The 14,611-nt window shown below is 69.5% G+C and carries 10 protein-coding genes; 6 read left to right on the top strand and 4 right to left on the bottom strand.

Going from position 1 to position 14,611, the window contains the following annotated elements; all coding sequences use genetic code 11:
• From ACZ7L7_RS30615 to ACZ7L7_RS30605, 3 genes are all read left to right on the top strand, one after another.
• A partial coding sequence (locus ACZ7L7_RS30615; RefSeq protein ID WP_472077687.1) for an RHS repeat domain-containing protein occupies positions 1 to 1,861 on the top strand: 1,861 nt, incomplete at its 5' end.
• Entirely contained in the window at positions 1,861 to 2,577 is a 717-nt protein-coding gene (locus ACZ7L7_RS30610) for a polymorphic toxin-type HINT domain-containing protein (RefSeq protein WP_472077686.1), read from the top strand. The genes ACZ7L7_RS30615 and ACZ7L7_RS30610, both read left to right, overlap by 1 nt.
• 861 nt (positions 2,578 to 3,438) lie before the next feature.
• On the top strand, positions 3,439 to 4,452 hold the full coding sequence (locus tag ACZ7L7_RS30605; RefSeq protein ID WP_471593456.1) for a PLL family lectin: 1,014 nt from the start codon (positions 3,439 to 3,441) through the stop codon (positions 4,450 to 4,452).
• 53 nt (positions 4,453 to 4,505) lie between these two features.
• Here the strand turns inward: ACZ7L7_RS30605 and ACZ7L7_RS30600 are convergent, their stop codons facing one another.
• The 4 genes from ACZ7L7_RS30600 to ACZ7L7_RS30585 form a co-directional block, all read right to left on the bottom strand.
• A complete protein-coding gene (locus tag ACZ7L7_RS30600) occupies positions 4,506 to 6,635 on the bottom strand; it encodes a 3-hydroxyacyl-CoA dehydrogenase NAD-binding domain-containing protein (protein WP_472077685.1) in 2,130 nt (709 codons plus the stop codon).
• Positions 6,632 to 7,858 (bottom strand): thiolase family protein, encoded by a 1,227-nt coding sequence (locus ACZ7L7_RS30595; protein ID WP_285513534.1) that lies wholly within the window; start codon positions 7,856 to 7,858, stop codon positions 6,632 to 6,634. The genes ACZ7L7_RS30600 and ACZ7L7_RS30595 overlap by 4 nt, the downstream gene beginning before the upstream one ends.
• A 118-nt stretch (positions 7,859 to 7,976) precedes the next feature.
• The gene (locus ACZ7L7_RS30590) at positions 7,977 to 9,014 is read right to left on the bottom strand and encodes a LacI family DNA-binding transcriptional regulator (protein WP_285513535.1); all 1,038 of its coding nucleotides are present in this window, start codon (positions 9,012 to 9,014) and stop codon (positions 7,977 to 7,979) included.
• A complete protein-coding gene (locus ACZ7L7_RS30585) occupies positions 9,011 to 11,380 on the bottom strand; it encodes a glycoside hydrolase family 2 protein (RefSeq protein WP_472077684.1) in 2,370 nt (789 codons plus the stop codon). Before ACZ7L7_RS30585 ends, ACZ7L7_RS30590 begins: the two co-directional genes overlap by 4 nt.
• A gap of 148 nt (positions 11,381 to 11,528) precedes the next feature.
• On the opposite strand from ACZ7L7_RS30585, the gene ACZ7L7_RS30580 reads away from it, so the two are divergent.
• Genes ACZ7L7_RS30580 through ACZ7L7_RS30570 form a run of 3 tightly spaced genes read left to right on the top strand, consistent with a single transcriptional unit; the run spans position 11,529 to position 14,601 of the window.
• Positions 11,529 to 12,836: an ABC transporter substrate-binding protein gene (locus ACZ7L7_RS30580; RefSeq protein WP_453608831.1), complete on the top strand. Its 1,308-nt coding sequence runs from the start codon at positions 11,529 to 11,531 to the stop codon at positions 12,834 to 12,836.
• Positions 12,836 to 13,774 carry a carbohydrate ABC transporter permease gene (locus ACZ7L7_RS30575; RefSeq protein WP_453608833.1) on the top strand — a complete coding sequence of 313 codons (939 nt, stop codon included), beginning with the start codon at positions 12,836 to 12,838 and terminating at the stop codon, positions 13,772 to 13,774. Before ACZ7L7_RS30580 ends, ACZ7L7_RS30575 begins: the two co-directional genes overlap by 1 nt.
• The gene (locus ACZ7L7_RS30570) at positions 13,771 to 14,601 is read left to right on the top strand and encodes a carbohydrate ABC transporter permease (protein WP_285513539.1); all 831 of its coding nucleotides are present in this window, start codon (positions 13,771 to 13,773) and stop codon (positions 14,599 to 14,601) included. Before ACZ7L7_RS30575 ends, ACZ7L7_RS30570 begins: the two co-directional genes overlap by 4 nt.
• The last annotated feature ends 10 nt before the right edge of the window (positions 14,602 to 14,611 follow it).

Raw genomic sequence — 14,611 nt, 5'->3', positions numbered from 1 at the left:
CCGAGTACGAACGCGACTACTGGCGAAGACTGGAGCAACCCCCGCAGTCCGCCTGAAACAAGACCACCGGACTCCACGAAACCCGGGGCACTTCAAGCCGCTGCAGCACGAACTCTCCAACAACGGCGGCAAGAAGACCTGGGTCACCAACACCTACGAGTGGGGCACCCAGGGCCTGGCCACCTCCCGGGTGGACCGTCAGGACGTGCCGGGGGTCGACCGGCTCAACAGCTACCGCTACGACCAGGCGGGCAATGTCCTGTCCGTCTCGGACGTGTCCCGCTCCGGCACGGACACACAGTGCTTCGACTACGACTACCTGCGCCGGCTGACGACGGCCTGGACCCAGCCCACGGCCACCTGCGCCGCGGCCCCGAGCGGCCAGACCGTCGGCGGTCCCGCGCCGTACTGGCACTCCTACACCTACGACAAGGTGGGCAACCGCAAGACAAAGACCCTGCACGACGTCACCGGTGACACGGCGAAGAACACCGTGCGCACCTACGACTACCCGGACCCGGGCGACCCGCGTCCGCACGCGGTGAAGACGATCACCCAGACCGGTCCCGGCGGCACCGCGCAGGACTCCTACGGGTACGACGTCGTCGGCAACACCGACACCCGAACCCTCGCGGGCACCACCCAGGACCTGGACTGGGACGCCGAGAACCACCTGGTCAAGGTGGTCAAGCCGGTCGAGGGCAAGCCGGACGACGTCACCGAGTACGTCTACGACGCCGACGGCAACCGGCTCATCGCCCGCACCTCCAAGGAGAACACGCTCTACCTCGGCGCCACCCGGATCACCGTGGCCAAGGGCAGCAGCACGGCCAAGGCCGAGCGCACGCTGGACCTCGGCGGCGGGCACCAGGCCGTGATCGGCAACGACGGCTCGGTCTCGTTCACCATCGCCGACCACGTCGGCACGGGCCAACTGGCGATCGACGCGGCCAACCAGCAGCTGACGCAGCGGCGGACCCTCCCCTTCGGCGGAATCCGCGGCACGAAGCCGAGCGCATGGCCCGGTGTACGGGGCTTCGTCGGCGGCGTGGACGACACCGAGTCCACCGGTCTGCAGCACCTGGGCGCACGCGAGTACGACCCGGCGACGGGCCGCTTCATCTCGGTCGACCCGCTGCTCACCCCGGAGGACCCCCAGGCGCTGAACGCCTACGCGTACAGCAACAACAGCCCGCTCACCTTCAGCGACGCGAGCGGCCTGGGCTGCATCCACGGCGCGCCGGGCGGCGGTGCCGACGGCATCTGCGCGGGTGTCGAGGGCGACACCGACGGCGTCATCGACGGCACCTCCAACAACTGCCAGCGGACGCAGTCCTGCTACGGCACCGCGGTCAAGATGTCGCGGCAGGCCAAGCGCAACGGCACCTACGGCAAGAAGCCGATCATCATCCAGCCCAAGGGTGACTCGATCACCATCCAGGGCACCTACATCCCGACGCAGGCCGAACTGGCCGCGAATTTCCCGTATTACAGCGAGCGTCTGGATTACCAGCACAACCTGCAGAACTGGGTGCGAGCCAAGTGCTCGGTCCTCGATGCCGGGGGCCCAGCGCTTTCTGCAACGCGGTCGGCGAACTCGGCTGGTTCGGGGACCAGGACGGTCCGGGCATCCTGGAAGTCCTCGGCATCGACGACTACGTCGGCTGCGCGAGGGGCTCCGGCAGCTCCTGCAAGGCCGCCGCGATCGATGTCGGCATCGCGGCGGGCACCGGTCTGCTCGGCAAGGGCGCCAAGGCCGTCTTCAAGGGCTTCAAGGCCGCCTTCAAGAAGGCGGACTCCGTGCCCATCCAGTGCCTGGTCCAAGGGGCTCACAGCTTCACGCCGGGCACGCTGGTCCTGATGTCCGACGGGTCGACCAAGCCCATCGAGGACGTCAGGATCGGCGACGAGATCGTGGTCACCGACCCCAAGAGCGGTCTGACCACGACGCGGACCGTCGTCGCCACGATCGTCACGGAGGACGACAAGCACTTCGTCGACCTGACGGTCTCCACCAAGGGCTCCGACAGCACGTCCTCGCTGACCGCCACCACCACTCACCCGTTCTGGTCCCCCTCCGAGGGCGCCTGGGTGAACGCGGGCGACCTCAAGCCGGGCATGACCCTGCGCACGGCTTCGGGCACCACGGCCGAGGTCGAGCGGACACACCAGTACAGCAGGATGCAGCGCACCCACGACCTCACCGTCGACGGCATCCACACGTACTATGTGCTGGCGGGGGCCACGCCTGTTCTCGTCCACAATTCGGGTGGACTCTGTCCGGAAATCCTGGACGAGACCTACAAGTCGGCGAGTACGCCAGCAAAGCTGGAGCATGTTATCGATCCGGAAAAGCACGGCTTCGCTGACCTAGTCGCTCGTTCTGGCGGCCGTGAGCAGGAAATGCGACGTATCGTGGACAGCCTGGGCGATGTAGACGACCTTCCGGCAGCGGGGCGATTTGAAGTGGGTCGAGTCATTGATGGTGAGAACGTGACTATTCGAGGAGCTGTCGTAAACGGCGTTCCGCGAATCGGCACGGCGTTCAACCCCGATAAGTTCCCTGGAGGTAAGTAGATGCGGGTTCCCGTTGAACCCCGCCCACTGACCGCCAAGGAGCGGGCGGTAGTGGAGCGGATTCTGCAAGTGGATCTCCCTGGAGCGGCAGAGCTCCGTCATCAACTTGATCAGGTTCGAGTGGTGGCCCTATGGGGATCCAATTCTGCGAGTGTTGACCTTCGAGTCACCGATGACGCACCTCGTGCTCCTATCCCAAGTGGGGTTGTGCCGGTAACTTGCACGGTTATCGAAGAGGGGGGTGAGCTTGTTGGTGAAGTCATTCTCTGGACTGAATCGGGAATGTTGTCCGGCCTCGAATACGCCTGGTATGGCGATGAACCACCGACTTCACTCCCAGAGGTGGACCGAATAGTCATTTCATAGAATCTGATCGGATCTACTTCCGAGCATGAACGGGAAGCCCCGCCGGATTTCGTTCCGGCGGGGCTTCTGCGTGGTCTGACGGTCACACCGAATACGACGACGATCTGACAGGGCGTCCAGGGAACTTCACCCTGAGGAGGACTGATCACATGTGCCCATGGGCAGCCCGCTCCGCGGGCAAGCAGGTTGGTGGCACGGTGCGCCGGCGGCTTGCCGCCCCTGACAGGTGGTGACCATGGCGACTCCGGGCGCCGAGATCAGTCGGATGCTCACGGGCGCCGGCGTCCGATCCATCGGAGGCTTGGCGGGCCTTCGTCCGTGGTGGTGATCACTACGGGTTCCCGCCGACGACCGTCTGAGGCGGTCCGGTAGCGGCACCGCGGCCCCCTGCTCCCGGGGTGTCCGGGAGCAGGGGGCCGCCGTGTTGTGCCGCCAGCCCGGAGGCGCCGTCAGCCCGGGGGCGCTGCCCGCAACGCCCCCGTTTAGAGTGATCCGGTGAACGGCGACTGGCTCATACGCGGCCGAGACGGCCGCCTCTGCGTCTACTGGCACACCGAGGACGCCGTGCTGTGCCGTGCGGAACGTGTTCCGGGAGGCGCCTGGGAGGCGCCCCGCCGGGTGGGCGGCGAGCAGCAGGTGCAGCCGGGGTTCGCGGTGGGGCAGGGGCCCGACGGGTACGGGCATCTTGTCGCCTGGCGGCCCACCCGGGCGGGTGAGTCGGGGCTCGTGCACTCCACGCACTTCCGGCCGCTGCTCGCACCCCTGGACTGGAGCCCTGTCGGGCACCCCAACAAGGCGGGCAAGCGCACCGGCGACCCCGCCGTCGCCGTGGACGCGGAGGGCCGCGCCTATCTCTTCGTACGCAACCGGGGCAAGGGCATCCACACCGTCAACCAGAAGGAGCGCGGCGGCTGGAACGCCTGGCACGACCTGAAGGGCAGCAAGGTCGGTGAGGAACTCGTCGCCCTCACCGGTGAGTCGGGGCTCGTCGAGGTGTACGCCACCACCCCGACCGGCGTGCTGCGGTGGATCCAGGAGGAGCCCGGCGCCCGCCCCCTCGCCGCCGACCCGCTGGCCGCGCGGGTCGAACCCGGCACGCTCAGCGCGCTGCCGACCTCCAAGGAGCACACCACGCTCTTCTACAGCGACCCCGAGGGCATGCTGCACGCCTGGCGCCCGGACGGCGAACCGATTCCGCTGATCCCCACCGCCGGGCCGGGGCCCGTCTCGGCCGTCCGCTGCGAACTGGACGGCCACGACTGCACGTTGCTCGCCCAGCGCTCGTCCTCCGGGCGGGTGGCGTTCGCCGCGTACCCGACCGAGCAGGAGTCCGCCGGCCTGTGGTGGACCGAGTCCGGTCCCGCCCTGCCCGCAGGTACCCGCGTGGCCGTCGCCGAGGACGCCCAGGGGCGTGTCGTCGCCGCCAGCCTCACCCCGGACGGCGTCCTGCGCCTGGCCCGGCAGAAGGACGAACCGGGGCTCGCGCTCGCCGCCTGGCAGGAGCTGTAGACACGGCAGTGCCCCGCACACCACGCGGGCGTACGGGGCACTGACAGGCGCTGTTACGCGGGGACCGAAGCCACGCCCGGCGCCAGGAACTTCTTGCCGTTCACGCGCTCCGAGACACCCTCACGGTCCAGGTACGGCGTGATGCCGCCCAGGTGGAAGGGCCAGCCGGCGCCGGTGATCAGGCACAGGTCGATGTCCTGCGCCTCGGCGACGACACCCTCGTCGAGCATGATGCCGATCTCCTGCGCGACGGCGTCCAGGACGCGGGCGCGGACCTGCTCCTCGGTCAGGACGACATCGCCCTGCTTGAGGAGGGCGGCGACCTCCGGGTCCAGCTCCGGCTTGCCGGAGTCGTAGACGTAGAAGCCGCGCTTGCCCGCCTCGACGACCGCCTTGAGGTTCGGGGAGACCTTGAAGCGGTCCGGGAAGGCCCGGTTGAGGGTCTCCGAGACGTGCAGGCCGATCGCGGGGCCGACCAGCTCCAGCAGGACCAGCGGGGACATCGGCAGACCGAGCGGTTCGACGGCCTTCTCGGCGACCTCGACCGGCGTGCCCTCGTCGATGACGTTCTGGATCTCGCCCATGAAGCGGGTCAGGATGCGGTTCACGACGAACGCCGGGGCGTCCTTGGTGAGGACCGCGGTCTTCTTCAGCTTCTTGGCGACGGCGAACGCCGTGGCCAGCGAGGCGTCGTCGGTCTGCTCGCCGCGGACGATCTCCAGCAGCGGCAGCACGGCGACCGGGTTGAAGAAGTGGAAGCCGACGACCCGCTCGGGGTGCTTCAGCTTCGACGCCATCTCCGAGACGGAGAGGGAGGAGGTGTTCGTGGCGAGGACGGCGTGCGCCGGGGCGACCGCCTCGACCTCCGCGAACACCTGCTGCTTGACGCCGATCTCCTCGAACACGGCTTCGATGATGAAGTCCGCGTCCGCGAAGCCCTCGGCCTTGTCCAGCACACCCGAGACCAGGGCCTTGAGACGGTTGGCCTTGTCCTGGTTGATCCGGCCCTTGCCGAGCAGCTTGTCGATCTCGGAGTGGACGTAGCCCACACCCTTGTCGACGCGCTCCTGGTCGATGTCGGTCAGCACGACCGGCACCTCAAGGCGGCGCAGGAAGAGCAGCGCGAGCTGGGAGGCCATCAGACCGGCGCCGACGACACCGACCTTGGTGACCGGGCGGGCCAGGTTCTTGTCCGGGGCGCCCGCGGGACGCTTGCCGCGCTTCTGCACCAGGTTGAACGCGTAGATGCCGGCGCGCAGTTCGCCACCCATGATCAGGTCGGCGAGCGCCTTGTCCTCGGCGTCGTACCCCTGCTGCAGGTCGCCGTTCTTGGCGGCGGCGATGATGTCCAGGGCGCGGTAGGCGGCCGGGGCGGCACCGTGCACCTTGGAGTCGGCGATGAAGCGGCCCTTGGCGACGGCCTGGTCCCAGGCCTCACCGCGGTCGACGACCGGGCGCTCGACCTCGACGTCGCCCTTGAGCACCTGGGCGGTCCAGTTCAGCGACTGCTCCAGGAAGTCCGCGCCCTCGAAGAGGGCGTCGGCGATGCCCAGGTCGAAGACCTGCTGGCCCTTGAGCTGCTTGTTCTGGTTGAGGCTGTTCTCGATGATGACCTGGACGGCCTTCTCGGCGCCGATCAGGTTCGGCAGGATCGTGCAGCCGCCCCAGCCGGGGACCAGACCGAGGAAGACCTCGGGCAGCGAGAACGCCGGGAGCGCCTTGCTGACGGTGCGGTAGGAGCAGTGCAGACCGACCTCGACACCGCCGCCCATCGCGGCGCCGTTGTAGTACGCGAAGGTCGGCACGGCGAGCGCGGCGAGGCGCTTGAAGACCTCGTGGCCGCCCTTGCCGATGGCGAGCGCGTGCTCGTGCTCCTTCAGCAGCTCGACGCCCTTGAGGTCGGCGCCGACCGCGAAGATGAACGGCTTGCCGGTGATGCCGACACCGACGATGTCGCCGGCCGCGGCCTCGGCCTCGACCTGGTCGATGGCGGTGTTGAGGTTCGCCAGCGACTGCGGTCCGAAGGTGGTCGGCTTGGTGTGGTCGAAGCCGTTGTCCAGCGTGATCAGGGCGAACCGCCCGGCGCCGAACGGCAGGTCGAGGTGGCGTACGTGCGCCGAGGTGACGACCTCGTCCGGGAACAGCTCGGCGGCGCCCTTCAGAAGCTCAGCGGTGGTGCTCACTTGTTGCCTCCGGCGTCCTTGTGGTGCGGGTTCTCCCAGATCACGGTGGCGCCCATGCCGAAGCCGACGCACATCGTGGTGAGGCCGTAGCGGACCTCCGGCTGCTCCTCGAACTGGCGGGCCAGCTGCGTCATCAGACGCACGCCGGAGGAGGCCAGCGGGTGACCGAACGCGATGGCGCCGCCGTACTGGTTGACGCGCGCGTCGTCGTCGGCGATGCCGTAGTGCTCCAGGAACGCGAGCACCTGGACGGCGAAGGCCTCGTTGATCTCGAACAGGCCGATGTCGTCGATGGACAGGCCCGCCTGGGCGAGGGCCTTCTCGGTGGCCGGGATCGGGCCGTAGCCCATGACCTCCGGCTCCACACCCGCGAAGGAGTAGGAGACCAGGCGCATCTTCACCGGGAGGTTGTTCTCGCGGGCGAAGTCCTCGGAGGCGATCAGGGAGGCGGTGGCGCCGTCGTTCAGACCGGCCGCGTTACCGGCGGTAACCCGGCCGTGGACGCGGAACGGCGTCTTGAGCCCCGCCAGGTTCTCCAGCGTGGTGCCCGGACGCATCGGTTCGTCGGCGGTGACCAGGCCCCAGCCGGTCTCGCCGGCCTCGGGGTTGGTGCGGCGCACCGAGATCGGCACCAGGTCGGCCTGGATCTTGCCGTTGGCGTACGCCTTGGCGGCCTTCTCCTGGGAGCGCACGGCGTACTCGTCGGCGCGCTGCTTGGTGATCGTCGGGTAGCGGTCGTGCAGGTTCTCGGCGGTCATGCCCATGAACAGGGCGGACTCGTCGACCAGCTTCTCGCTGACGAAGCGCGGGTTGGGGTCCACGCCCTCACCCATCGGGTGGCGGCCCATGTGCTCGACACCACCGGCGATGGCGATGTCGTAGGCGCCGAAGGCCACCGAACCGGCGACCGTGGTGACGGCGGTCAGGGCGCCGGCGCACATACGGTCGATGGAGTAGCCCGGCACCGACTGCGGCAGGCCCGCGAGGATGCCCGCGGTGCGGCCGATGGTCAGGCCCTGGTCGCCGATCTGCGTGGTCGCGGCGATGGCGACCTCGTCGATCTTCTTCGGGTCGAGACCGGGGTTGCGGCGCAGCAGCTCCCGGATCGCCTTCACGACGAGGTCGTCGGCGCGGGTCTCGTGGTAGATGCCCTTCGGGCCCGCCTTGCCGAACGGGGTGCGGACGCCGTCGACGAAGACGACGTCCCTGACGGTACGAGGCACGATGGCTCTCCTCCAGGGTGCGGGACTGCACTGCTGCCGGCACGCTGAGCGCGCGCTCAGGCCCATGCTACTTACGAGTAACGTACCTGCCCAGTCCCGGGGCTCTTAGCGGCGAAGGTCACACCTTCGGCGGAGCCGTTGACCCCCGGGGCGTCAGTACCGGAGTGGCCACGGGATGCGACTCGCCCCCCTCCCCGGTGATGACGCCGAACAGGGTCCGTGCCACATCCGCCCCGAATCCGTGCACGTCATGGCTCATCGCCGACAGCGTCGGATGCGTCAGCCGGCACAGCTGCGAGTCGTCCCAGGCCAGCAGCGACACATCCGCCGGCACCCGCAACCCCATCTCCGCCGCCACCGACAGCCCCGCCACCGCCATGATGTCGTTGTCGTAGACGATCGCCGTTGGCCGGTCCGGCGCCGCCGCCGTCAGGAGCGACCGTGTGGCCCGCGCCCCCGCGTCCCCGGAGAAGTCCGTGGCGACCTGCCACGCCCCGGCCAGCGCCAGCGACCGCGCCGCCTCGTCGAAGGCCGCCGTACGGATCGCCGTGTGCCCGAGCGCCGCGGCGCCGCCCACCCGGGCGATCCGCCGGTGCCCGAGCGCCGCCAGATACCGCACGGCCTCCGCCATCGCGGTCGCGTCGTCCGTCCACACCGAGGCCAGCCCCCCGGTCAGATCGGGATGTCCTACGGCGACCACCGGCATCCCCAGCCTCCGCACCGCCGCCGGCCGGGGATCGTCGGCCCGGAAGTCGACCAGGATCGACCCGCCCACCTGCCGCCCCCGCCACCAGGCCTCCTGGATGCCGACCTCCTCCTCCACCGTGCGCACCAGCCGCAGCAGCAGCGAGCAGGAGTGCTCGGCCAGGACGCTCTCCACGCCCGAGACGAACTCCATGTAGAAGGGTTCGAGCCCGAGCAGCCGCGCCGGCCGGCAGATCGCGAGCCCCATCACGTCCACCCGGGCCCCCGCCAGTGACCGCGCGGTCAGGTTCGGCGCCCAGCCCAGTTCCCGGGCGGCCTTGAAGATCCGGTCCCGGGTCGCCTCGGAGAGCCCCGGTTTGTGGTTGAAGGCGAGGGACACCGCTCCTTTGGACACACCGGCGCGCGCGGCGACGTCCTTGATGGTGACGCGGGGACCGGAAGATGAGGTCATCGGGCAGGCTCCACGCAGTAGAGGGCACGACGGGCGGACTCCGGATCCGGAGTCTTGCAGCCGGACACCCCGATGGTCACCTCTTCCCCGGGCAACAAGGTCACCAGCCCCCGGTCGGCGCGTGCGTCGGGGTCCAGCCGGTCCGCCTGCAGCAGCAGGTCCCGTACCAGCGTCCGGGCCGTCACCCGCACCCCGCCCGGCACGACGGCGACCTCGAACTCCGGCCGGGGATACGGGATCTCCCGGTCGGGCGCGGGAAAGCGCAGGGCCCGCAGTCCGTCGGCGTCGGCGACCAGGAACTCCTTCGCACCGGCCGGCACCAGCTCCCGGGGCACGGCCACGAGCCCCACGGCCCGCCGTCCGGCCACCACGGGGACGCTCGCCTCCCCGAGGACCGCCCCGTCGACCGACATCCGCCGCAGCCGCACCTCCACGGACCACACCCCGGCGCCCTGGTTCACCGCGGCCAGCACCAGCCCGCCCTCCTCCGGGCGCAGGGTCAGCAGCCGGTCCGCGTACAGCCGCCGCAGCTCGAAGTAGAGCGGCTTGGGCCGCCCGTCCCCGTCGATCGCGGCCCAGGAGGTCACCGGCCAGCAGTCGTTGAGCTGCCAGAGCACCGTGCCCGCGCACACCGGCCAGTGCGAGCGCCAGTGCTCGACCCCGGTGGCCACCGCACGCGCCTGGTTGACCTGCGTGAGGTAGTGCCAGCGGTCGAAGTCCCCCTCGGGGAAGGCGAAATGGCGCTCAAGACCGCGCCGCAGCTTGCCGTTCCCGTCCGCGGCCTTCTGGTGGTGCAGCATGCCTGGCGAGTCCGGCGCGAGCACCTCGCCCGGCAGCGCCCGCCGCAACGTCGCCCAGGCGGGCGGCGCCTGCCAGCCGAACTCGGCCGTGAACCGCGGCACATCGGCCCGGTAGCGGGTGTAGTCCTCCCGGTTCCACACCTCCCAGGAGTGGTGCGTGCCGTGCGCCGGATCGTTCGGATGCCGCTCCCAGGACCCGGACCAGGGAGAGCCCGCGGTATAGGGCCGCGTCGGATCCAACTCGGCGACCACACGCGGCAGTACGCCCAGGTAGTACCCCTCGCCCCAGGACTCCCCGGCGAGCCGCTCCTCCCACCCCCAGTCCCAAAAGCCCCACAGGTTCTCGTTGTTGCCGTTCCACAGGACCAGCGAGGGGTGCGGCATCAGCCGTACGACGTTCTCGCGGGCCTCGGCCTCCACCTCCCCGCGCAGCGGCTGCTCCTCGGGGTAGGCGGCGCAGGCGAAGGGGAAGTCCTGCCAGACCATGAGCCCCAGTTCGTCGCAGGCGTCGTAGAAGTCCTCGCTCTCGTAGATCCCGCCGCCCCAGACCCGCACCAGGTCCACGCCCGCCTCCGCGGCCTGCCCGAGCCGTTCCCGGTACCGGTCCCGGGTCACCCGGGAGGGGAAGACGTCGTCCGGGATCCAGTTCACGCCCCGCGCGAAGAGCCGCTCGCCGTTGACGACGAAGGTGAACCCGGTGCCGTGCGCGTCGGGGGAGCGGTCCAGATCCACGCTCCGGAAGCCGACCCGGCGCCGCCAGACGTCCAGCGGCTCGTCCCCGTGCAGCAGCGTCAACTCCACGTCGTACAGCGCCTGTTCGCCGTACCCGCGCGGCCACCACAGCCGCGGCGAGGGCACGTCGAGGCGTACGGTCCCCCGCGCGCCGTCGACCTCGGCACGGGCCCGGACCCCGCCGACCGACGCCTCCACGGTCAGCGGCGCCTCGACCCGCGTCCGCTCCACGTCCACCGCCAACTCCACCCGCCCGAGCCCCGGTTCGACCGTCACCAGCGGACGCACCCGGGAGATCCGCGCCGTCGACCAGTGCTCCAGCCGCACCGGGCGCCAGATCCCCGCCGTCACCAGCGTCGGCCCCCAGTCCCAGCCGAAGGAGCAGGCCATCTTGCGCAGGTACGCGAAGGGCTCGGCGTAGGCGGCCGGGCGCTCGCCCAGCCGGTCGCGCACCGCCTCGGCCTCGGCGTACGCGGACCGGAACCGCACCGACAGGCGCCCGGCGAGACCGGTCACGTCGAAGCGGTACGAGCGGTGCATATTGCGCGTGCGGCCCAACAGGCGCCCGTCCAGCAGGACTTCGGCCACCGTGTCCAGACCGTCGAAGACGAGGTCGGTCTGCTCCGCGCCGGAGGCCGCGTCCAGGTCCCGCTCGTAGGTCCAGTCCCGTCGGCCCACCCAGGCGACCTCGGTCTCGTTCCGCCCGAGGAACGGGTCCGGGACGACCCCGGCCGCCAGCAGATCGGTGTGCACGCACCCCGGCACGGCCGCGGGCAGCGGCTTCCCCTCGTGCCGCAGGATCCATCCGTCGCCCAGCGGTGTGGCCTGAAGCATGCGCACTCCCTTGAACCGGTCAACCCCGAAGCGGGGCAGGCTTTTGGCGTCGTTGGCGGGATAGGGACTTTACCGGTCGAGAAAGCGCTGTCAGAGTTCCGAACCAGCCAACCCGCAGTGCTCGTCCGTCACGTGATGAACGGAGCTGATGCACATGTACCGCCGTACAGTCCTGGCCATGGTCACCGGTGCCGCCCTGCTGCTCGGGGCGTGCACCGGCACCGGAGGCTCCTCGAAAGGGGCGGACGCCAAGGCGCCCACCGACCCGGCCGAGGTCAGCGGAACCATCAAGGTCCTCACCGTGCGCACCGACCTCGTGCAGGACGGCACCCTGGACCGGTACGCCGCCGCCTTCAACAAGACCTATCCCAAGGTCAAGGTGGAGTTCGAAGGGCTCACCAACTACGAGTCCGAGGTCAAGATCCGGATGAACACCGAGAACTACGGTGACGTCCTGCTGATCCCCGCGGTCATCAAGAAGGCCGACTACCCCAAGTTCTTCGCCTCCCTCGGCACGGTCGAGGAGCGCGGTGAGAAGTACCGCTTCACCGACTTCACCGCCGTCGACGGCAAGGTCTACGGCCAGAGCCCGGTCGGCGTGACCCCCGGCTTCCTCTACAACAAGCGGGTCTGGCGCGAGGCCGGCGTCACCGAATGGCCCACCACCCCGGCCGAGTTCCTCACCGCGCTGAAGTCCATCAAGGCGAAGACCGACGCCGTGCCCTACTACACCAACTTTGCCGCCGGCTGGACGCTCACCTCCTGGACGTACGTCAACGGCTCCGTGCACTGCGACCCGCAGGCCACCACCAAGCTGGCCGAGGGGGACCCCTGGGCGCCCGGCGCGGACCTGCGGGTCGGGGACACCCTGCTGCACGACATCGTGGCGCGGGGCCTGTCCGAGAAGGACCCGACCACCACCAACTGGGAGGAGTCCAAGGCCCGTACCGCCAGGGGCGAGATCGCCACCCAGTGGCTCGGCACCTGGGCGATCGTGCAGTTCCGGGACGCCGCGGAGAAGGCCGGCGCCGACCCCGACGACATCGGCTTCATGCCCTTCCCGTCCCAGACGGACGGCCACTTCTGCGCCGCGATCTCCCCCGACTACAACCAGGCCGTCAACGTCCATTCCGAGCACAAGGAGGCGGCCCGCGCCTGGATCGACTGGTTCACCGACGAGTCCGGCTACGACAGGGACAACCTGGCGATCTCCCCGCGCAAGGACGCCCCGCTGCCCGAGGTGCTGAGGCCCTACGAGGAGGCGGGCGTGGAGTTCATCGAGGTGGACGACGCCAAGGGCGCCGAGGTCAAGCGGATCGACAGCGAGTCCGAGACCGGCATCTACGCCCCCGAGTACCGGCAGAAGCTGGTCGACCTCGCGCGCGGCGCCGCCGACGGCAACCTGGAGGACTTCTTCGCCGACCTCGGCGAGCGCTGGACCGAGGCGCAGCGCTGATGACCACCACCGCGCGACGGGCGGTGGAGAGGACGGCCGCGGGGGCGCGCCCGGGTGCCCCCGCCCGGCGCAGGCGTGGCCGGCGGGCCCTGACTCCCTGGCTGTTCCTGATCGCCCCGCTCACGCTGCTGATCGTCTTCACCTACGCGCCGATCGTGAACATGGTCGCCTACAGCTTCACCGACTGGGACGGCGTGAGCCCGGAGCTGAACTACACGGGCATCGGCAACTACACGGAGATCTTCACCCGCGAGGACCTCTTCCGGGTCTTCTTCGTCAGCGGCTACTACCTCGCGGCCTCGGCCGTGCAGATCGCCGCGGCGCTGTACTTCGCGACGGTCCTGAGCTTCAACGTCCGCTTCCGGAACTTCTACAAGGGCGTGCTCTTCTTCCCGTACCTGATCAACGGGGTCGCGATCGGGTTCGTCTTCCTCTACTTCTTCCAGGACGGCGGCACCCTCGACTCCGTGCTGAGCCTGTTCGGCGTCGACACCGACCATGCCTGGCTCGGCACCCCGGCCTCCGCCAACACCTCCCTCGCGGGCGTCTCCGTCTGGCGCTACCTGGGTCTGAACTTCGTGCTCTTCCTGGGCGCGATCCAGTCCATCCCGGGGGAGCTGTACGAGGCGGCCGAACTGGACGGGGCCAACCGCTGGCACCAGTTCCGGTACATCATCGCGCCGGGCATCAAGCCGGTGCTGAGTCTGACGGTGATCCTGTCGATCTCCGGGTCCCTGTCGGTCTTCGAGATCCCGTACATCATGACCGGCGGCGCCACCGGCACCGAGACCTTCGTGATCCAGACGGTCAATCTGGCCTTCCGGTTCAACAAGACGGGGCTCGCCTCGGCCGCCGCGGTCGTCCTGCTGCTGATCATCCTGCTGGTGACCTGGGTCCAGCGGCGGCTGGTCCCCGACGACAAGGTGGACCTCGTATGACGCGCCGTGTGCCGGCCCGCGCCCTGGTGCACCTCTCCCTGATCGGCGCGACCGTGGTCGTCCTGCTGCCCCTGGCCGTCGTGGTGCTGACGTCCCTGAAGACCGAGCGGGAGATGACCGAGGGCGGCGGCGCGCTCTCGCTGCCCGGCAACCCGCTGAACTTCGACAACTACGTGACCGCGTTCCAGGACGGCCGCATGCTCGCCGCCTTCGGCAATACGGCCCTGATCCTGGTGGTGGCCGTCGGCGGCACCGTGCTGATCGGGTCGATGACGGCGTACGCGATCGACCGCTTCCGGTTCCGCCTCCGCAAGCTCGTACTCGCGCTGTTCCTGGTCGCCGCGCTGGTCCCGGGGGTCACCACCCAGGTGGCGACGTTCCAGATCGTCACCGGACTCGGGATGTTCGACACCCTGTGGGCGCCGATCGCGCTCTACATGGGCACGGACATCGTCTCGATCTACATCTTCCTGCAGTTCGTCCGGTCGATTCCGGTCTCGCTGGACGAGGCGGCCCGGCTGGAGGGCGCGAACGCCTTCACCATCTACCGAAAGATCATCTTCCCGCTGCTGAAGCCCGCGACGGCGACGGTGGTGATCGTGAAGGGGATCACCGTCTACAACGACTTCTACATCCCCTTCCTCTACATGCCCTCCGAGGACCTTGGCGTGATCTCGACGTCGCTGTTCCGCTTCCGCGGGCCCTACGCGGCCCACTGGGAGACGATCTCGGCAGGAGCCGTGCTGGTCATCCTGCCCACGCTGATCGTCTTCCTGTTCCTCCAGCGGTTCATCTACAACGGCTTCACGCGCGGGGCGACGCGATGAGTGCCTCCAC

Source organism: Streptomyces sp. NPDC110618, assembly GCF_055657065.1.
The sequence above is the reverse complement of the archived record's forward strand: the minus strand, read 5'-3'. Positions and strand labels throughout refer to the sequence as shown.